This is a genomic window from Paraburkholderia sp. SECH4 (assembly GCF_030511745.1).
GTDB lineage: Bacteria > Pseudomonadota > Gammaproteobacteria > Burkholderiales > Burkholderiaceae > Paraburkholderia > Paraburkholderia madseniana.
The window spans coordinates 232,413-251,155 of the sequence record NZ_JALOCP010000007.1; the positions used below are offsets into that span (position 1 = coordinate 232,413).

17 protein-coding genes are annotated in these 18,743 nt (G+C 62.7%); 8 read left to right on the top strand and 9 right to left on the bottom strand.

Annotation, left to right across the window (positions count from 1 at the left end; genetic code table 11):
* Positions 1 to 63: 63 nt before the first annotated feature.
* The 7 genes from M0D67_RS13185 to M0D67_RS13215 form a co-directional block, all read right to left on the bottom strand.
* A complete protein-coding gene (locus M0D67_RS13185; RefSeq protein ID WP_154560079.1) occupies positions 64 to 654 on the bottom strand; it encodes a c-type cytochrome in 591 nt (196 codons plus the stop codon).
* Entirely contained in the window at positions 647 to 1,915 is a 1,269-nt protein-coding gene (gene soxC, locus M0D67_RS13190; protein WP_171926874.1) for a sulfite dehydrogenase, read from the bottom strand. The genes M0D67_RS13185 and soxC overlap by 8 nt, the downstream gene beginning before the upstream one ends.
* 116 nt (positions 1,916 to 2,031) lie before the next feature.
* On the bottom strand, positions 2,032 to 3,069 hold the full coding sequence (locus M0D67_RS13195; protein ID WP_154560081.1) for an ABC transporter substrate-binding protein: 1,038 nt from the start codon (positions 3,067 to 3,069) through the stop codon (positions 2,032 to 2,034).
* 41 nt (positions 3,070 to 3,110) lie between these two features.
* Complete coding sequence (locus M0D67_RS13200) at positions 3,111 to 3,941, bottom strand: ABC transporter ATP-binding protein (RefSeq protein ID WP_154560082.1); 831 nt, start codon at positions 3,939 to 3,941, stop codon at positions 3,111 to 3,113.
* Positions 3,935 to 4,993, bottom strand: coding sequence for an ABC transporter permease (locus M0D67_RS13205; RefSeq protein ID WP_171926875.1), 1,059 nt, complete (start codon positions 4,991 to 4,993; stop codon positions 3,935 to 3,937). Before M0D67_RS13205 ends, M0D67_RS13200 begins: the two co-directional genes overlap by 7 nt.
* A 60-nt stretch (positions 4,994 to 5,053) precedes the next feature.
* Positions 5,054 to 6,502, bottom strand: a complete 1,449-nt coding sequence (locus tag M0D67_RS13210; RefSeq protein ID WP_171926876.1) for a SidA/IucD/PvdA family monooxygenase — start codon at positions 6,500 to 6,502, stop codon at positions 5,054 to 5,056.
* Positions 6,503 to 6,644: 142 nt separating this feature from the next.
* Positions 6,645 to 8,135, bottom strand: a complete 1,491-nt coding sequence (locus M0D67_RS13215; protein ID WP_171926877.1) for an MFS transporter — start codon at positions 8,133 to 8,135, stop codon at positions 6,645 to 6,647.
* Between the two features lie 277 nt (positions 8,136 to 8,412).
* On the opposite strand from M0D67_RS13215, the gene M0D67_RS13220 reads away from it, so the two are divergent.
* The 6 genes from M0D67_RS13220 to M0D67_RS13245 all read left to right on the top strand — a co-directional run bounded on the left by M0D67_RS13220 (position 8,413) and on the right by M0D67_RS13245 (position 14,624).
* Positions 8,413 to 9,480 carry an ABC transporter substrate-binding protein gene (locus M0D67_RS13220; protein WP_171926878.1) on the top strand — a complete coding sequence of 356 codons (1,068 nt, stop codon included), beginning with the start codon at positions 8,413 to 8,415 and terminating at the stop codon, positions 9,478 to 9,480.
* A gap of 16 nt (positions 9,481 to 9,496) precedes the next feature.
* Entirely contained in the window at positions 9,497 to 10,351 is an 855-nt protein-coding gene (locus M0D67_RS13225; protein ID WP_171926879.1) for an ABC transporter permease, read from the top strand.
* Between the two features lie 48 nt (positions 10,352 to 10,399).
* A complete protein-coding gene (locus tag M0D67_RS13230; RefSeq protein ID WP_171926880.1) occupies positions 10,400 to 11,284 on the top strand; it encodes an ABC transporter permease in 885 nt (294 codons plus the stop codon).
* A 71-nt stretch (positions 11,285 to 11,355) separates the two neighbouring features.
* Positions 11,356 to 12,222 (top strand): ABC transporter ATP-binding protein, encoded by an 867-nt coding sequence (locus M0D67_RS13235; protein WP_154560089.1) that lies wholly within the window; start codon positions 11,356 to 11,358, stop codon positions 12,220 to 12,222.
* A gap of 46 nt (positions 12,223 to 12,268) precedes the next feature.
* Positions 12,269 to 13,645: an LLM class flavin-dependent oxidoreductase gene (locus M0D67_RS13240; protein ID WP_266238904.1), complete on the top strand. Its 1,377-nt coding sequence runs from the start codon at positions 12,269 to 12,271 to the stop codon at positions 13,643 to 13,645.
* A gap of 31 nt (positions 13,646 to 13,676) precedes the next feature.
* Positions 13,677 to 14,624 (top strand): TauD/TfdA family dioxygenase, encoded by a 948-nt coding sequence (locus tag M0D67_RS13245; RefSeq protein WP_154560091.1) that lies wholly within the window; start codon positions 13,677 to 13,679, stop codon positions 14,622 to 14,624.
* Between the two features lie 147 nt (positions 14,625 to 14,771).
* On the opposite strand, the gene M0D67_RS13250 is transcribed toward M0D67_RS13245, so the two are convergent.
* Positions 14,772 to 15,116, bottom strand: a complete 345-nt coding sequence (locus tag M0D67_RS13250; protein ID WP_266238905.1) for a DUF3088 domain-containing protein — start codon at positions 15,114 to 15,116, stop codon at positions 14,772 to 14,774.
* A 55-nt stretch (positions 15,117 to 15,171) separates the two neighbouring features.
* Complete coding sequence (locus M0D67_RS13255; RefSeq protein ID WP_171926883.1) at positions 15,172 to 16,389, bottom strand: acyl-CoA dehydrogenase family protein; 1,218 nt, start codon at positions 16,387 to 16,389, stop codon at positions 15,172 to 15,174.
* A 290-nt stretch (positions 16,390 to 16,679) separates the two neighbouring features.
* On the opposite strand from M0D67_RS13255, the gene M0D67_RS13260 reads away from it, so the two are divergent.
* Both M0D67_RS13260 and groL read left to right on the top strand, forming a co-directional pair.
* Positions 16,680 to 16,970, top strand: coding sequence for a co-chaperone GroES (locus M0D67_RS13260; protein ID WP_007177123.1), 291 nt, complete (start codon positions 16,680 to 16,682; stop codon positions 16,968 to 16,970).
* Positions 16,971 to 16,988: 18 nt separating this feature from the next.
* Positions 16,989 to 18,629, top strand: coding sequence for a chaperonin GroEL (gene groL / locus M0D67_RS13265; protein ID WP_154560094.1), 1,641 nt, complete (start codon positions 16,989 to 16,991; stop codon positions 18,627 to 18,629).
* Positions 18,630 to 18,743: the final 114 nt, after the last annotated feature.

The window sequence follows — 18,743 nt, forward strand, 5'->3', positions numbered from 1 at the left end:
CCGGCAATATCAGTTAGCGTCGCTTCGGGCCCGCTCCCGGACCATCCGATCAGCGCGAGCGCCTCATAGCTGCCCCGGACGCGGATCAGCCACGAAACCGCCACGATTGGGCATCGCCACACGCGGCAACGAGGCTGCGTCGAGCCGCGTATTCGCCGGCACGATGCCGTTCTGGTTGAGCAGAAATGCGCTGAGCGCGTACACCTCGTCGGCGGAAAGCGATTCGGGCGCGTTGTAAGGCATCGCGCGGCGGATATAGTCGAACAGCGTCGTCGCATAGGGCCAGTAGCTGCCCACGGTGCGCTTCGGCTTCGCGCTGGTCAGTGTGCCCTGCCCGCCGACCAGTTGATCGCCGAGACCGCCCTCGCCATGCGCGCCGTGGCACGCCGCGCATTTCGCGGCGAATATGTGCGCGCCAGTGGCGACGTCGCCGCTGCCCGCAGGCAGGCCGCGGCCATCCGGCGCGATGTCGATGTTCCAGGCGGCGAGGTCCTGATCCGTGAGCGGCGTGCCGATCTCGTGGATCGACCTGGCGCTCTGGTCACCCGGCGCGATCGATGAGCACGATGCCAGCGCCGAGAGCGACACCAGCACAGCCAGCGCGGTCCGTGCCGTTCGCGCCGGCATACCTCTCAAACGGCGGCCATCACGCATTACGCACCTCGCCGCTTGCATCCACTCGCCATTGCTGGATCGCGTTGTAGTGATACTGCGAATTCAGGCCGCGCGCGGCGACGAGTTCGGCACGGGTCGGTTGCACATAGCCGGTCGAATCGGTGGCGCGCGAAAGAATCACGGCAGCGCCGCCATCCCAACGCCAGTCCGCCTGAAAGCGCGTCAGCGCACGATCCAGGATCGCACCGTCCAGACGCGCGGGACGCCACGTCGCGCCGCCGTCGGTCGACACCTCCACCTTGCGGATCGTCCCGCGTCCGGACCAGGCCAGACCGGTGATCGGGTAATAGCCGTGCGTGGTGAGACGATGTCCCGGCGACGGCCGCGTGATCACCGACTTCGCGTCCATCTCGAACGCAAACTGACGCGCGGTGCCGTTCGCGAGCAGGCTGGTGTACTTCGACGTTTCCTCGCGCGTTTGCAACGGCGCGTCGACCACCTTCAGCCGGCGCAGCCACTTGACGTTCGTATTCCCCTCGAAGCCGGGAACGATCAGACGCAACGGATAGCCGCTCTCGGGGCGCAAGCGTTCGCCGTTTTGCGCATAGACCACGAGAGCGCGATCGAGTATCCGTTCGAGCGGCAAGCTGCGCGTCATCGCAGCGGCGTCCGCGCCTTCGGCCAGCAACCAGCCGCCGCCGCTTGTGTTGCCGGACGCCGTCACACCGCCCACCTCTTCGAGCAAAGTCGACAAACGCACCCCGGTCCATTCGCAGCACGACAACAAACCATGCGTGAGTTGCACCGGCATGCCGCTCGGGCCATTCCATTCATTGCCGGTATTACCGGAGCATTCGAGAAAATGAATCCGCGATTCGGACGGCAGGCGCAGCAGATCGTCCATCGTGAACAGTTTCGGCGTGCGTACAAGGCCGTGAATGGCCAGCCGATGCTGATCGGGGTCGATGTCGGGCACGCCGCCGTGATGACGTTCGTAGACCAGGCCGTTGGGTGTGAGCGTGCCGTGCAGATCGGCGAGCGGCGTCATCGACGAAGCCGCGCCGGGCAGTGGCCACGCGTGCGCACTCCGCCGCACGACATTCGCCTCATACGGTGACGGCACACCGTATGGATGTTCGAGAACGGGCGCACCGGGCACGCGGCTCGATTGCGCGACCGCGAGCGGCTTGAGCAATTCACTTGCGGTAGCAGCTTGAGAAGCGACCAGGCCGCCGGCCGCCAGGCGACCCAGCAGTCGACGGCGGCCGCGCGACGGCGGGGAGTTGTGCGGATTCATCATGGCGTCGGCGCATCATAGGCAAGCCGATTAGCGTAACGATGCCTTCCGCCATGGCCAAACGATAAATTCGACTATCGATCGACGCAGACGGCATATCAGACGGATACGGGGCGCCGTTAAGCCAGCACGTTCGAGAACACCCGATCCGCGAGACGGTTGGAATCAGTCCCGCTGTTAAGCACGCCGACCGCCTTCAGATCGTCGGCATAAAGCGAGATCTCCTTCTTGAACGCATCCCCAACCGGATGGTGGCGATCGGTATGGCTCTTGAGCATCGCCGCCAACTGGCTCACATCGGCGGACGGCGTATAGACCGAGAAAATCGCGGCGGCATCCGCAGGATGATTCGCAGTCCACTCCGTCGCTTCGAGCAGCGCCTGCGTCAACGCCTGCGCGGTGGCGCGATCCTTTCGCACCAGCGTACCGCGCACGCCGAGCACGCAGCACGAACGCGTCTGATATTCACCGCACAGATTGTTCGACACCTCATACAGGTGGTCGGATTCGCGGATCGACCAGATCGTCGGGTCGCCATCCGCGATCGCCTGCACTTCGCCCTTCTTCAGCGCTTCGCCGAGCAGGTTCGCCGGATACTGGCGCCAGTTCACATCGCGCTCCGGATCGACGCCGATCTTCTTCAACACGATGGCGAAGAAATTCTTGGTCGGACTCGCCATATCGCTCACGCCGATCGTACGCCCCTTCAGTCCCGCCACATCGACGATGCCCGACGCGCGCGTGGCCAGCAAACGCATGCACCCGCCGTGAATCCCGGCCGTCAGTTTCACATCGAAGCCCTGCTCCAGCGGCTTGATCCAACGCAGCGCCATGCCGACACCCGCATCGGACTTGCCCGTCGCGATTGCTTCGAGCAACTGATCGGTCGACCCTGAAAAATTCACGAGTTCCACCTGTAAACCGTGTCGCTCGAAAAAGCCCTGCTTCACAGCAACGGCAACAGGCGCGGTACAGATCGCGCCCGCGTTCCAGGAAAGCTTGAGGGGCTTAAGCGGAGCCTGCGGCGTTTGAGCAAACGCGAGCGTTCCCGGTATCAGCGACGCACCACCGAGCGCCGCCGCGCCCGCGGTCCAGGCCGTCTTGCGCAACCACGCGCGGCGGGCCGGACTCAGCGGAGATTCATCGTAGGGATTCATGGTTGACTGTTCCTCTGGTCGTTATCGATTGTTCTATTCGTTCAGGTGTCGAGTCCGAGCTGGGCGAGCACCTCGCGGCGCAGCGCCACCAGTTTCGGATCGTCGCGATGGCGCGGATACGGCGCGTCGTTACGCACTTCGGCGACCACACGCGCCGGCCGCTCGCTGAAAACGATCACGCGGTCGGCGAGCAGGAGCGCCTCTTCGACGTCGTGCGTCACCAGCAACACGGAAAAGCGGGCGTCCAGCCAGAGCCGCGCGAGTTCACCTTGCATGCGGATACGTGTGAGGGAGTCGAGCTTGCCGAACGGCTCGTCCAGCACCAGCAGCGCCGGATCGTTGACGAGCGCGCGGGCCAGCGCCACGCGCTGCGCCATGCCACCCGATAATTGATGCGGAAACGCTTCAGCGAATTCACTAAGGCCGACTAACTCCAGTGCGGCGTCGATCCGTTGCTGCGCCTGCTTCTCTTGCGGACCGCTGCGTCGCGCGAAGCGTTCGCGCTGCGCCTGCGGACCGACCCCGACATTGCCGCGCACTGTGCGCCATGGGTACAAGGTCGGGTCCTGAAACACCACCACACGCGACGGATCGGGACCGACAATTGCAGCTCCATCTGCCTGCACGCTGCCCTGCGTCGGCGTATCGAGTCCAGCGACCAGCCGCAGCAAGGTGGACTTGCCGCAACCACTCGGGCCGAGCAGCGCGACGAACTCGCCCGGCTCGACCGTAAAGCTGACGTCGTGCAGCACCGGCAACGCGGCGCCACGCAGCGCGAATTGATGACTGACGTGGCGCACGTCAATGCGCGCGCCGTCGCGGACCGGCCGAGCAGCGGCCGACTGATTCAACACTTCGGGTACGGCTACCATTTGAGCAATCCCTTTTGCCAGGCCAGCAGGCGATCACGCACACGAAACAGCAAGGTGATCAGACCGGAGCACATCAGCGCCATTACGAGCAGCGCGGCATACATATTCGAGTAGGCTGCCCAGCCTTGGGCCCATTGCAGATACCAGCCAAGCCCCGCTTTCACGCCCATCATTTCCGCGACGATCAACACCGAAAACGATGCGCCAAGACCCATGAACAAACCGACGAAGACCGACGGCAGCGCCGCCGGAATCGCCACGCGCAGAATCAGGAAAGCGGGCCGCGCGCCGAGCGTGCGCGCGATGTCGTAATAGGCCGAGTTGACGCCGGCTACGCCCGACCAGGTCAGCACTGCGACCGGGAAAGCGGTCGCCAGCGCGATCAGGAACACACTCGCGCTGAAGCTCGACGGAAAGAAGAAGAACGCCAGCGGCAACCACGCGGTAGCCGGCAGTGGCCCGATCAGGCGCAGGACCGGATGAACCCAGTAGCTCACGGCCTGCGACCAGCCAATGCTCACGCCAGTCACGAAGCCAGCAGCCGCGCCTAACACGTAGCCATAGGCGAGTAGTCCAAACGAATGAACGACGCTCGAACCAAGCCGCGGGTAGTCTTCGGCGTAGACGCCGATCAGCGCTTGCGGTGGCGCGAAAAAGGGCCGCGGCAGCCACTCGAGTTGTGCGGTGATCGCTTCCCATGCGCTCACGCCGAGCGCCAGCGCGAGCAACCATGGCATTGCCCCAAGCCATGCGCTGGTGCGCGTGGGCGTCGTCGCCTGAGTGGACGGATTGCGCCATCCCGCGACGGTCGTCGCAACAGCAAATGCCGCGAGCACCAGCTTCAACGCGACGAATTCTTTCGTATACGGCCAGTCGTCGGCACTCGGCCACCATTCGGTCAGCGCCGCGCTGCCGAACCACGCTATGGCAGCGAGGCCCGCAATCAGAACACTGCGTGAGAGCCCACGCCGTGTTACGGCGCGGTTGATGTCAACGACGTCCGTGCCGATGGCCGGCGTTCCTGTCGTGATCGATTCGAACTGCGTGGACATAGCGGCTCCTGCCTCTCGCCTTATTGAATTATCGTGACCATGCGCTTGCTCGGGTCCACCTCACGCGACGTCGACCCTGTCGCGCTGCCAGACGCTCTGTGCGTAGACTGAATCGTCGAAATCCGCGGCGATGTCGCCGTGAATCCGTGCTTCATGCGCGTCCAGATCGGCGAGAAACAGATCGCGGCTGATTCGCTGCACCACGGCGGGAATATCGCGCTTCATGCTCGGCACGTCACCGACCGGCAATCCGAAACTGACGAAGGCCGCCGGGTTGTAGACGTGGATATGCTTCAGATAAGGCGCTTCGCCCTCGACCTTCTCGAGGTATTCGAGCGCGGCGCCGAGATACGGATGCGCGCCCAGCGCGTCGTCGCTATCGCCTGCGGCGGGCACGTATTGATCGCGCCACAGGCGGATATGCCCGGCGATCTGTGCCAACTCCGGCCGCAACGCCGGATCGATCACATAGCCCGTGCCGGCAATGACGAAATCGAATGCGAACGACTCACCCGCCACGTCGGTCTCCACGCGCTCGTCTCTGACGCTTGCATGTGCCCACGGCGCGCCGAGATGTAGATGAAAGTTCGGAAAGCGTGTGACGCGCTCCAGGGCGTCGACTGGCGGCGTCGAACCGGCAACGCGGAAGCGTCGCGCCTGCGACCAGCGAATCGCGTCAGGCAGATGGAAATAGTTGTCGTACGCGCCGGGATAGGCGCGTGTGCGAGTCACCGGCACCGACGCGATCCACTCACGCCGCACGAACAGATGCACCTGCCCTGCGCCGGCTTCGAGCGCCGTGCCTGCCGCATCGAATGCGGACGCCGCGCCGCCGATCACCGCCACGGATTTGCCGCGCAGCGCAGCGAAATCGATCGCCTCGGAGGTGTGAGCACGAAGTGTCGGCGGAAGGCTCTTCAGCACAGCAGGAATGTTCGGCCCGCCGTTACCCGCAACGCCGTTGCCGAGGACGATCTTGCGTGCCGTCTCCACGATATTGCGCACCGTGGCGCCATCGCGTACTTCCAGATGCAAACGAAAATGCCCACCCGTAGGTTCGATTCGCGTAAGCCGTGTGCCGTAGCGAATCGGAATTTCGAGGAAATGCCGGTACCACGCGAGATATTCTGCCCAACGCGTGCGAGGAATCCGGTCGATCTCCGCATACGAAGCGGCGCCGAAGCGCGCTTCATACCATGCCTGAAAGCTCAGCCCCGGCAGACCCGCCTCGGGGCCCACCAATGATTTAGGGGTGCGCAGCTTGTTCATGCGGGCGCGATTCAACCAGACGCCCGCTTGGCCTTCATCGGCAGCGGCGTCGATCACGCTGACCTGACCGATGCCGGCGCGCCGCAAGGCGAAAGCGAACGCCGCGCCGGTCTGTCCACCGCCGACAACCACCACGTTATGGTCGATGCCATCGCGCGGCGGGACCCAGTTCGCGGGTGCGGGACCAATCAGCCGCAGTGTGTCGAGCGCAGGCTGATCAGGGTGATTGGATTGCGTCATGGTGTCGGTTTCGGTCTGGGAGTTGAACAGCAGACGGATGCGTCGAAATCGAATGGCGTGAGCATCGGACGATCAAGTATCGCGGCGCCGCAGGCTTACCCAAACCAACAAATTTCGCTTTGCTTATTTGTTTCGAGGCACCCTACGCTCGTGACGTCACCCCTGAATCCGCGTAGTCCTCGGCGTCGATGTCGTACCCCGACGGCTCCCAACGGATCGCCAGCAGCACGAGCAGCGAGCTCAGCGGCGCAATGGCGATCAGCCAGAAGACCTTCGTACCGAACGCCGCAGCCAGAACCGGGAACAGAAACAGCGAGACCGTCGACGCGGAACGCACCAAGGTCTGGTTGAAACCCACGCCGATTCCGCGCAGCGAGGTCGGATAGCTCAGCGACGCATAGGTCATCGAATGGGAGCCTGGTCCGAAACCTTGCCCGAACAGATAGCCGCCGAGCAACAGGATCGCGACCACCACAAGCGCGCCGCTGCCCGGTTTGCCGATCAGCGCGAGCCCAATAAGCGAGGCGAACTGCAGCGAGTGTCCGAGCACGGTCATCTTCCACGCGCCGACGGTCGGTGCGGTGCGCACGCCGATCAGCCCACCCACAAACGCAAATGCCAGATTCAGCGAGAGCGCCGCGATGATCGTCGTAAGCGGCCCCTGATGAAAGAAGCTGGTAATGATCACCGGCAAGCCGAAAATGATCGCGTTGTAACCGAACGATGAAGCACTGCCGATCACCGCGGCAAGAATCGTGCGGCGCCGGTAAGTGGCGTTGAACAGGACCCCATAGTTGCGCCACGATGCCGCACGCGGCGCCTTGACCGGCGTCGCGCTTCGTTCAACCACTGCGTCGACGCCATACGAGCGCTTCAGAATGCGCGCGGCCTCCTCGAGATCGCCCTGATTCGCTGCCCAAACAGGCGATTCGCTGATATAGCGGCTGCGCACGAGAATAATCACGATGGCCGGTACCGCACCGAACGCGAGCGTCAGACGCCATAACCAACCAAGCTGATGCTCGGGCAGAATCGCGTACAGCCCGAGAATCAGCAGATAGCAGGTGCTCGTGGCCGCGTACCATGCGGGGCACCACGCGGCGACACTGGCCGCCTTGTTGCCCTTGCCCGCCACCCGCGAGAACTCGGCGAGAAACGCCATCGCCACCGGCAGATCGAGCCCCACGCCGAAGCCCATCAGAAAGCGCGCCCCGCCGAGCACCCACGCATTCGGCGCAAGACCGGCTGCGATCGCCGCCACCACGAAGAAGAGCATATCGGCCATGAACACGCGATAACGGCCGATGCGATCAGTCAGATACCCGCCGAACAGCGCGCCGAGGATCGCGCCGAACGTGATCGCCGACGAGACGAATCCCACCTGAACCGGCGACAGCGAAAACTGGCGCGCGATGTCCTTGATCCCGTAAGCAAGCGACGTCAGGTCGTAAGCATCGAGAAAGACTCCACCCAGGGCGATCGCAATCACGATACGTGCGTTACTGCCCTTTGCAGCGCCCGCATTGACGATGCGCGAAACATCCTGTGCGCTACGGATGACAGTGGGAGACGCTGTGTTACCCGCAGGCGCTTGCGGGTCGGCGACGGTAGATGGAAAAGCAACAGTGGACATGATCTCGCGTTCGCATGAATGGCTGAAGCGTCGCATGGTAGCCATGCAATCCACGCACGCAAAACGACGAATTTAACTATGCAAATCGGGAATCACGCACTTGCACCGCGCCAGTGCCGCACGGACCCTTTTAGGCAACGTGGTTCGAACTACTGCAGATTTTCTTATCAGCAATGATTGGTTGGATTCGAAGGCACGCGAATCTAACGTGTAGTGCCAGCTCTCTGCCCATCTGAGCATTTGCACTCCATTCTCTTCCATCCATCGGTATCGCCGCATGCGCTATTTCCGTCTGCTGAAATCTTTCGTTGCCGTGGCAACCCTGTCGCTTGCCGCGGTTCACGCCTATGCTGACAAACCCGCCGTGATCCGGATCGGCGTTGCGCAGCAGGGCACGGGCGACCCGCCTACCTTCGGCGGCACCCCCGCGGCGACCGTGCAATTGCAGCAGTCGCTCGAAAAGGAATTCGCCGCCGACGGCATCAAGGTCGAATGGCTGTTCTTCAAAGGCGCCGGCCCGGCCGTGAATGAAGCGATTGCCGACAAGTCACTCGACTTCGCCTTTCAGGGCGATCTGCCTGCAGTACTCGCCCGCGCCAACGGCCTGAAGACTCACCTCCTGCTCGCCTCGGGCGTGCGTACCGGTATCAAGATCGCCGTACCCACGGATTCGGACGTGCGTTCGATCAAGGACCTCAAAGGCCGCCGCGTCTCCATCTTTCGCGGCACCAATCTGCAACTGGTCGCCGACAACGCGCTCGCCGCCAATCAGCTCGAAGAGCGCGACCTGCGCGTGATCAATCTCGACACCGCCAGCTCGCTCGCCGCGCTGGCGTCCAAGGGGATCGACGCGTCGGTCAACGACTACCACCTGTACAAGCTGCGCGACCAGGGCCTCGCGAAAATCGTCTACGAATCGCAGAACGATGGGCCGCAATTCACGCGTCAAGCGCATCTGCTGGTACTCGACGATTTCGATAACGCGCATCCGGATGTCGTGCAACGCGTCGTCAACGTGTTCGTTCAGGGCGCGCAATGGTCGTCGGATGAGGCGAACCGCGACGCGCTCTTCAAGCTGTGGGCCAAAAGCGGCGTGCCCTATTCCTCATGGCAGGCCGAGTTCGCGAATCAAAGTCTGAAAGACCGCAATTCGCCGTTGATCGACCCGTTTGTCGTCGCGCGCTATAAAGCGGTCGCGGCGGATGCGCTGAAACTCAAACTGATCCGCCAACCCGTCCAGGTCGACGGCTGGTTCGAGACGAAATATCTCGACAACGCGCTGCGCGCGCAAAAACTCGACCACTACTGGACTCGCTACGACGCTGCCGGCAAGCCGCTCAGCTAAAACGGGAGCGATCACGATGAGCGAAACCGCATTTCCGGTCGATAGCGAACGGCTCGGCCACGCCGCCGCGGCGCCGCGCGCGCCGCTCTATCGCAATGCGCGCCTGCGCGCACTCGCCTGGCATCTCGCGCCGTGGGTATTGCCAGTCGTCCTGCTCGCCTTATGGGCGACCGGTTGCGAGCGCGGCTGGATCGCGCCGCAGATTTTGCCGCCACCTGAGCGGGTGTTCGACACCTTTGTCGAGTTGACACGCAACGGCGATCTCGCAAGCAATACGCTCATCAGTCTCCAGCGCGTGCTGCTCGGCTTCGTTGCGGGCACCTTGGTCGGTTATGTGCTCGGCGCGGCGCTCGGCCTGTCGCGCACTTTCGAGGCCTACGTGTTGCCGAGCTTCAATGCGCTCGTGCAGATCCCGGTGCTCGGCTGGCTGCCGTTTCTACTGCTGCTCGTCGGTGTCGGCGAGCCGCTCAAATACATCCTGATCGCACATGCCGCGCTTGTTCCCGTGACATTGAGCACGCTGCAAGGATTCCGCCAGACACCCGCCTCGCTCGATGAAGTCGCGCGCGTCTTCGAATACAACCGCTGGCAACGGATCGTCTATCTCGTCCTGCCCGCTGCCGTGCCGACGCTCGCCACCGGCGTGCGGCTCGCGTTCACCAAGGCCTGGCTCGCACTGGTGGTGGTCGAACTGGTGGCCTCTTCCGAAGGGCTCGGCTATCTGATCGTCTACGGCCGGCAACTGTTCCAGCTCGACCTGGTGATGGCCTCGGTGGTCGTGGTCGGGGCCATCGGTTACGCGATGAATCGTTCGCTCGACGCGCTCGAAGCGCGTTTGCGGCGCGGTCAACCGTCGGCGTTTCGCGAGTAATGGTAATGGCGCCGATTGCTGCCACGCACCGCATATGAGGTATCCACGATGAGTCTTGCTCTCTTTAAGCGGCCTGCCGGATCGAAACAGTCAGCCGATGCGTCCTGTGACTGCGGTAGTAACGTGCCCGCCTCCTTCCAGCGCGCGGCGCGTGCGCGCCGGCCCCTGCTCACACGCGTCGACTGGCGCGGCGCCGTCTTGCCCATCGTCGCCATTGCGATCTGGTGGGCGATCTCGGAAGCACACGTCGTCAAGAGCGGCTTGCTGGTCAGCCCCGCGCAGGTGATGGCCACCGCCTGGCAGCAAATCGTCAGCGGCGCGCTTTTCAAGGCCCTTTCCGCCTCGCTCGCGCGTGAAGCGAGCGGTTTCGTGATCGGCACGCTTGGCGGCCTGTTGCTTGGCAGTGTGCTCGGCTTCTCGCGGCTCGCCACACGCATGATTGGCCCGAGCTTCGACACGTTCAAGCAGATCTCCCTGTTTGCATGGATTCCGCTGATTTCCGTGTGGTTCGGTCTCGGCGACGCAGCGAAAGTCGTGTTCCTCTCGCTCGCCGCGTTGCTGCCGGTCGCCGCGCATACATGTGACGGTATTCACGCCGTGCCGCGCGCCTACATCGAAGTCGCGCGCGCTTTTCGCTATTCGCGCTGGCAATTGATCCGCGCTGTCATTCTGCCGGCCGCGTTGCCGTCGATTTTCACCGGACTCTATCTCGCGCTGATCTATTCGTGGCTCGCCACCCTTGGCGCGGAATATCTGCTGGTGGCAGGCAGCGGGATCGGCAATACGCTGATCGACGGCAGTGAGCAGTTCCGCATGGATCTGGTGCTGTTCGGCGTGATCGTGGTCGGTGTGACCGGTTGGGCGTTGAACGCGCTGGCGCGCGCGGTGGAGCGAGCGATCTTTGCGCGCCGTTCACAGGCGGCCGCTCGATAAGCACGCAGCCGATATTCACCGGCTATGCACTGAATTTGCACTGAACACAGATTACAGATCAAGGTCCGCACATGACTTCCTCCACGCTTTCCGACAGCATCGACATTCTCCACGTCAGCAAGCGCTATACGCAGCAAGGCGGCACATCGCTTGCGGTGCTCGACGACATCAGCCTGCGGGTGCGCCCCGGCGAATTTGTCAGCGTGCTCGGTTCGAGCGGTTGCGGAAAATCGACCTTGCTGCGGCTGATCGCGGGACTGGACACCGATTACAGCGGCGACATCGTCGTTGCCGGAGAAAAGGTGCGCGATACCTCGCTCGAGCGCGGCATCGTGTTTCAGGATCACCGCCTGTTTCCGTGGCTCACGGCGTCGCAAAACATTCTCGCCGCGTTGCGTAACGCGCCGCTGTCGGCACGAGAAAAGCGCGATGCGGTCGCGCAGCATATCGCGCTCGTCGGCCTGAACGGCTTCGAGAATGCGTATCCGCATCAGTTATCGGGCGGCATGGCGCAGCGTGTGGCGATCGCACGCGGTCTCGTGAACCGCCCGCGCGTGCTCCTGCTCGACGAACCGTTCGGCGCGCTCGATGCGCTCACGCGCGGCCGCCTGCAAAACGAGTTGCAACGCATCTGGGAACACGAACGCATCACGATGATTCTCGTCACGCACGACGTCGACGAAGCGCTCTACCTCGGCGACCGCGTCGTCACCATGGCGCCGCGGCCGGGCCGCATCAAACGGATTGTCGATGTCGCTCTGCCGCGTCCACGCGAGCGTAACGATCCCCGCTTCATTCATTTGCGCGACGAAGTGCTGGCCGACTTCGCCGAGTACGACGCCGCGCGCCATGAGCCTCACGACGATGACACGCCACACGGCGGCACGCGCATTCCAGTAGCGAATCCACCGATCACCGAATGGCGGCTCGCGTGGTGACACCCGCGGCATCCCCCATACACACAAACCCTTCGCGGAGAGAACGATGAGCGGTGAAAATCGCCAGAAGCGGCAGATCAAACTAGGCGCCTTCCTGATGGAGACAGGCCACCATATCGCCGCATGGCGGCATCCGGATGCACACGCGAGTGGCGGACTCGACTTCGCACACTACGCGGAACTGGCGCAGATCGCCGAACGCGCCAAATTCGACACGATATTTTTCGCCGACAGCGTGAGCGTACGCGACACGAATCTACCCTCGCTATCCCGCACGGCGCGCGCCGATCATTTCGAGCCGTTGACGCTGCTGTCCGCGCTTTCGGTCGTGACGAAACACGTGGGCCTGATCGCCACGGTCTCCACCACGTTCAACGAGCCGTACAACCTCGCGCGCAAATTCGTTTCGCTCGATCATCTGAGCGGCGGACGCTCGGGCTGGAATCTCGTCACATCGAGCACCGAATCCGAAGCGCTCAATTTCAATTTCGAACGCCATCCGGAGCACGCGGTCCGCTATGAACGCGCGCGCGAGTTCTATGATGTGGTCGCAGGCCTCTGGGATAGTTGGGAAGACGACGCGTTTATCCGCGACAAGGAAAGCGGCGTCTATTTCGATCCGGACAAACTGCACGTGCTCGGTCACAAAGGCAAGCACTTCAAGGTGCGCGGACCGCTAAACGTCGCGCGTTCGCCGCAGGGATGGCCGGTCGTCGTCCAGGCCGGCGCATCGGAAGCGGGACGTGAGCTCGCCGCGCAAACCGCGGAGGTGATCTTCGTCGCGCATCAAACACTCGATGAAGCGCAGTCGTTCTATCGCGATGTCAAAGGCCGCCTCGCGAAATACGGCCGCTCGCCGGATCATCTGAAGATCATGCCGGGCATTTTTCCGATTGTCGGCCGCACGCAGGAAGAGGCCGACGCGAAGTTCGCCGCGCTGCAGGACCTGATTCATCCGACGGTCGGTCTGGCGCTGTTGTCGAATATGTCGGGCGGTGTAGACCTTTCCCAGTATCCCGTCGACGGGCCGTTGCCCGAGTTGCCGGAAACCAACGGTGGCAAGAGCCGTCAACGCTTGCTGTTCGATCTCGCGCGGCGCGAAAACCTGACGATCCGCGATCTGTATCTACGCATTGCCGGCGCTCGCGGCCATCAGCAGGTGGTCGGCACGCCGCAAAGCATCGCGGACCAGTTGCAACAGTGGTTTGAAGAAGAAGGCGTGGATGGCTTCAACATCATGTCGCCGTGGTTACCGGGCGGGTTGACGGAATTCGCCGAACTGGTGGTGCCGGAGTTGCAACGGCGCGGACTTTTCCGCACTGAATACGAGGGCCGCACGCTACGCGAGAATCTCGGGCTGCCGCGACCTGCAAACCGCTATACCGCCGAGACAAAACAGCTACCCGCCGTAGCGGGATATTGACGCAACACGTTCTCTTCGCCAGGAGCCTCGCATGAGCGCAGCCGCATTGCAGGAAGTACAGTCGATTCAGGTCAACCCGCTTTCAGCGCATATCGGCGCAGAAATCCACGGTGTCGATCTCACACAGAAACTGGATACACGTCAGATCGCGGACATTCGCGCGGCGCTTCTTAAGTGGCGCGTCGTGTTCTTTCGCGAGCAGTTCCTGACGCACGAACAGCACGTCGCTTTCTCGGCACAGTTTGGCGAGTTAACTTTGGGACATCCGGTGTTCGGCCATGTCGACGGCCATCCGGAAATCTATTCGATCTCGAAGTACCGCAAGGCAACGCGTTTTGAGGGGCAAGCGCTGCAGCGCCCCTGGACCGGCTGGCACACGGATGTGACGGCCGCGGTCAATCCGCCCTGGGCGTCGATCCTGCGCGGCGTGACGATTCCGCCTTACGGCGGCGATACGCAGTGGACCAACCTGGTGGCCGCGTATCAGAAGCTTTCCGCGCCGTTGCGCACGTTCGTCGATGGCCTGCGCGGACTGCATCGCTTTACGCCGCCAGCCGGCGCAAGCGGAACGGAAGCATTCGTCAAAGCCGTCGAACAACGCATTCTCGTTACCGAGCATCCGCTCGTCAGAGTGCATCCGGAAACGGGCGAGCGGGCGCTCTATGTCAGCCCTAGCTTCCTGAAGTCGATCGTCGGCGTGACGCCGCGCGAAAGCCAGGTGCTGCTCGAACTTCTCTGGGAACACGTGACGCGGCCGGAGTTCACCGTTCGCTTCAAATGGGAGGCCGGCAGCGTAGCGTTCTGGGACAACCGCGCGACCGCTCACCTCGCCCCCACAGATATTTTCGATCTCGACTTCGACCGGCAGTTGTATCGCACGACGCTGGTGGGCGATGTGCCGGTTGGCCCGGACGGTGCGCAGTCGGTCGCGATCGAAGGCTCGCCGGTGAGCGCCGCGGCGGCAGTCGCGTTGAACTGAGGCTCGCGGTGACTTACTCAACTCTGGCTGCGCCCTCATCTGCGTCGACGGCGTGCAGCTGAGTTTCTTCGATTTCCGGCCTGACCTCAATTTATTAGGTGAGCGCGTACTGCCGTTACTGCGCCAAGCCGGCTTGCAGCCGCTGCGTCAATGCACCTTGGGGAAACCGTGACGCTGCGCAAGCAGGTCGAGGGTCCGGCGCGTATCCGTTTCGAAGCGCTTCTCGCCCAGCGTCTGGGCATCTGCCGGCGCAGGCTGATCGTCGCCGAAAATCAACACCGGCAGACTCTGGTGCTCGGCATCGAGCGCCTCCACGACCGCCGCGCGCGGACGCGGAAACGGCAGACGGCGAATGTCCAGGCGTGCGTTAAGCGCAGGGTCGCTCGCCAGCAAACCTTCGATAGGCGCGCCATCCGGACAGATAAAGCGCTCACCAGGGTGGTTCGGATCGGTAAAGCCCGGTTCCAACAGCAAAAGCAGATCTCGGCTCATGGCATTCAGTCATTGGATGATGGGTAAATGGATCGCAGCGTTTTTTCCAGGAATTTCAGAAAACGCGCCCTTCAGTCAGATGCGTGGTCACGCCGTTCAACTCGTAATCGCCGATCACGCGTGCTTTATGCAGTAACGGGTTGTGGCTGAAGATCGTGCGCAGATTGCGCCAGTGACGGTCGAAATTGTGCGCTCGCCCCGTGGCCGATGCCCCGCCGATTTCAAACAGGCGCTCGCCCGCATAGAGCGCCAGCTTGCTGACCACCAGTTGCGTTTTGGCGGTAGCCAAGGACCCTTCCAGCACGAGGTCTTCCGCATTGGCTGCGCCGCTACGGATTGCTTTTGCCGAGCGGTCCAGGGCGCGTGCGTTTTGCACGACCAGCGCGTCGATCGAGAGGCTGTGCGCCGCGAGGTCGCCTACCACCTGCTGCACGAAACCGTCCTCGCGCGCCGAGGGTGCCGGGCTATGCAGCACCGGGCGCCCGTATTGCGTCACGTAGCGCCGTGCATCCGCAAGAATGTTGCGCACGATACCTGCCGCGACCGTTACCAGATGCAATTGCCGCACCGCGCTGCCATGGCGGCCTGCGAGACTCGTATAGCCGCGTGTTGCGATTTCATGGGCAAATACCTGCACGTTGTCGAGCACGAGACTGCCGCTCGCCGTCATGCGCTGCCCCATCCCGTCCCAATCGTCGAGCACCTGCAGGCCCTCACGTGAGACCGGGATGACAATCGACACCTTCTCATCGTTCTCGTCCTGCACATTGACGCGCGCATAGTCGGAAAACGCCGTGCCGGTCGAGTAATATTTTTTGCCCGTTACGCGAAAGTGCTCACCGTCGCGCACCAGCCTGGTGACGATTTCACCGGGCCTGGATGTGCCAAGCTCCGTCGACGCGCCGCCGAAGATCGCCCCTTCCCGTACGCGTTCGATCTGCGTGTCGTTGAAGGCGGAGCGCGGTGACAGCACCAACTGTTCGGTCAGATCGAAATGAATCCGCAATGCATGCGCGACATTCGACTCTTCCGCAGCCAGCGTGGCGATCACATGGAAGAGGTCTTCCAGCGAACCGCCGAGGCCGCCCCATTCAACCGGAAAACGGAGCACGCCGAGCCCCGATTCGCGAAACAATGCGAAGCGGTCGAACGGCAACTCGCGCCGCACCTCGCGTTGCGCGGCATCTTCGCCGATCGCTTTAGCGAGCGCCGGCAACGCGGTGAGCGCCGCCTGAAGCCGCGCACGTGCCGTGCTTTCCTGAGAGACCTGCATGCCGTCATTCCTTGTATAAGCGCGCGGATCAGGCTTGATCCGGCTGTTTGTCCTGTGAGCGTGTATCGGCATCCCGATGGGACGTGCCGATTCGACGGATCAGTATAGGGACGCGGCCCACCTTGCAAAACCAGCGAATCAAGCTATGGATATGCGCGTTTCTGAAATGCCATTCGCCGATAAGGATCGATGAATCCGTTATTGGAGCGTCGCACGGCATCTTTCTATACTCGATTCCGGTCAGCACTCACCAACGACGAGTGCCAAATTTCAATCGCGGAAGTCGAACCATGAGTCTACGTCCCTTGCATGACCGCTTGATCGTCAAGCGTCTCGACCAGGAAACCAAAACTGCTTCAGGCATCGTCATTCCCGAAAGCGCCGCCGAAAAGCCGGACCAGGGCGAAGTGATCGCCATTGGGCCGGGCAAGCGCGATAGTGACGGCAAACGCATCGAGCCTGACCTGAAAGTCGGCGAACGTGTGCTGTTCGGCAAGTACGCCGGCCAGTCGGTCAAAGTCGACGGCAACGAATTGCTCGTGCTGCGCGAAGAAGATGTCGTCGCAGTCGTCACGCAATAACGAACGGAGCATCAAACCATGGCAGCAAAAGAAATCATTTTTAGCGACGTCGCCCGCTCGAAGCTCGTAGAAGGCGTCAACATTCTGGCCAACGCGGTCAAGGTCACGCTCGGTCCGAAGGGCCGCAACGTGGTGCTGGAACGCAGCTTCGGCTCGCCGGTGGTGACGAAAGACGGCGTCTCGGTCGCCAAGGAAATCGAATTGCCGGACCGCGTGCAGAACATCGGCGCGCAACTCGTGAAGGAAGTTGCCTCGCGCACCAGCGACGCCGCCGGCGACGGCACCACCACCGCGACCGTGCTCGCGCAAGCCATCGTGCGTGAAGGCCAGAAATACGTCGCGGCAGGCCTCAACCCGTTGGACCTGAAACGCGGCATCGACAAGGCCGTGATCGCCGCGATCGACGAGCTGAAGAAGATCAGCAAGCCGACCACGACCAGCAAGGAAATCGCTCAGGTCGCAACGATCTCGGCCAACGGCGAAGAGTCGATTGGCCAGCGTATCGCCGAAGCGATCGACCGGGTCGGCAAGGAAGGCGTCATTACCGTGGAAGACGGCAAGTCGCTCGACGATGAACTCGACGTGGTGGAAGGCCTGCAATTCGACCGCGGCTACCTGTCGCCCTATTTCATCAACGATCAGGACAAACAGGTTGCCGTGCTCGATAACCCGTTCGTGCTGCTGCACGACAAGAAGGTATCGAATATCCGCGATCTGCTGCCGATTCTGGAACAGGTCGCCAAAGCCGGGCGCCCGCTGCTGATCATTGCGGAAGACGTCGAGGGCGAAGCGCTGGCTACGCTCGTGGTCAACAACATTCGCGGCATTCTGAAGACCGTCGCGGTCAAGGCGCCGGGCTTCGGCGACCGCCGCAAGGCCCTGCTTGAAGACATCGCGATTCTGACCGGCGGCCAGGTGATCGCCGAAGAAACCGGGCTGTCGCTCGAGAAAGCGACGCTTGCGGAACTCGGTCAAGCCAAGCGCATCGAGGTGGGCAAGGAGAACACCACGGTTATCGACGGCGCCGGCGACAGCAAGAACATCGAAGCGCGTGTGAAGCAGATCCGCACGCAGATCGAGGAAGCAAGCTCCGAGTACGACCGGGAAAAACTGCAGGAACGTGTGGCGAAGCTGGCGGGCGGCGTGGCGGTCATCAAGGTGGGCGGCGCGACCGAGATCGAAGTCAAAGAAAAGAAAGACCGTGTCGACGACGCGCTGCACGCCACGCGCGCTGCGGTCGAAGAAGGTATCGTGCCGGGCGGCGGCGTCGCGTTGATCCGCGTGAAGCAGGCCATCAGCGGACTCAGAGGTGTGAACGCCGATCAGGATGCGGGCATCAAGATCGTGCTGCGCGCGCTCGAAGAACCGCTGCGCCAGATCGTGACGAACGCCGGTGAAGAAGCCAGCGTAGTGGTCGCGAAAGTGGCCGACGGTACGGGCAACTTCGGCTACAACGCACAGACCGGCCAATACGGCGACCTCGTGGAATCGGGCGTGCTCGATCCGACCAAGGTCACGCGTACGGCGCTGCAAAACGCGGCCTCGGTTGCGGGTCTGCTGCTGACCACCGATGCCACCGTTCACGAAGCACCGAAGGATGCGCCGGCAGCCGGCCAGCCTGGCGGTCCGGGCGCAGGTGGGCCGGGACTGGATTTCTGATTCTGAGCGTCAACGCGCTAGCCGCACAAGCACGCCGGCATGCTTTCCACAGCATGCCGGCGTGCTGCAACAGGAGCAAACGTGTCAGCCGGATATAGCGCGGCACACACAACC

Bases quoted from the DNA above. Each gene is read 5' to 3' on its own strand.
- M0D67_RS13185 (WP_154560079.1), bottom strand. From the start codon at position 654: ATGCGTGATGGCCGCCGTTTGAGAGGTATGCCGGCGCGAACGGCACGG.
- soxC (WP_171926874.1), bottom strand. From the start codon at position 1,915: ATGATGAATCCGCACAACTCCCCGCCGTCGCGCGGCCGCCGTCGACTG.
- M0D67_RS13195 (WP_154560081.1), bottom strand. From the start codon at position 3,069: ATGAATCCCTACGATGAATCTCCGCTGAGTCCGGCCCGCCGCGCGTGG.
- M0D67_RS13200 (WP_154560082.1), bottom strand. From the start codon at position 3,941: ATGGTAGCCGTACCCGAAGTGTTGAATCAGTCGGCCGCTGCTCGGCCG.
- M0D67_RS13205 (WP_171926875.1), bottom strand. From the start codon at position 4,993: ATGTCCACGCAGTTCGAATCGATCACGACAGGAACGCCGGCCATCGGC.
- M0D67_RS13210 (WP_171926876.1), bottom strand. From the start codon at position 6,502: ATGACGCAATCCAATCACCCTGATCAGCCTGCGCTCGACACACTGCGG.
- M0D67_RS13215 (WP_171926877.1), bottom strand. From the start codon at position 8,135: ATGTCCACTGTTGCTTTTCCATCTACCGTCGCCGACCCGCAAGCGCCT.
- M0D67_RS13220 (WP_171926878.1), top strand. From the start codon at position 8,413: ATGCGCTATTTCCGTCTGCTGAAATCTTTCGTTGCCGTGGCAACCCTG.
- M0D67_RS13225 (WP_171926879.1), top strand. From the start codon at position 9,497: ATGAGCGAAACCGCATTTCCGGTCGATAGCGAACGGCTCGGCCACGCC.
- M0D67_RS13230 (WP_171926880.1), top strand. From the start codon at position 10,400: ATGAGTCTTGCTCTCTTTAAGCGGCCTGCCGGATCGAAACAGTCAGCC.
- M0D67_RS13235 (WP_154560089.1), top strand. From the start codon at position 11,356: ATGACTTCCTCCACGCTTTCCGACAGCATCGACATTCTCCACGTCAGC.
- M0D67_RS13240 (WP_266238904.1), top strand. From the start codon at position 12,269: ATGAGCGGTGAAAATCGCCAGAAGCGGCAGATCAAACTAGGCGCCTTC.
- M0D67_RS13245 (WP_154560091.1), top strand. From the start codon at position 13,677: ATGAGCGCAGCCGCATTGCAGGAAGTACAGTCGATTCAGGTCAACCCG.
- M0D67_RS13250 (WP_266238905.1), bottom strand. From the start codon at position 15,116: ATGAGCCGAGATCTGCTTTTGCTGTTGGAACCGGGCTTTACCGATCCG.
- M0D67_RS13255 (WP_171926883.1), bottom strand. From the start codon at position 16,389: ATGCAGGTCTCTCAGGAAAGCACGGCACGTGCGCGGCTTCAGGCGGCG.
- M0D67_RS13260 (WP_007177123.1), top strand. From the start codon at position 16,680: ATGAGTCTACGTCCCTTGCATGACCGCTTGATCGTCAAGCGTCTCGAC.
- groL (WP_154560094.1), top strand. From the start codon at position 16,989: ATGGCAGCAAAAGAAATCATTTTTAGCGACGTCGCCCGCTCGAAGCTC.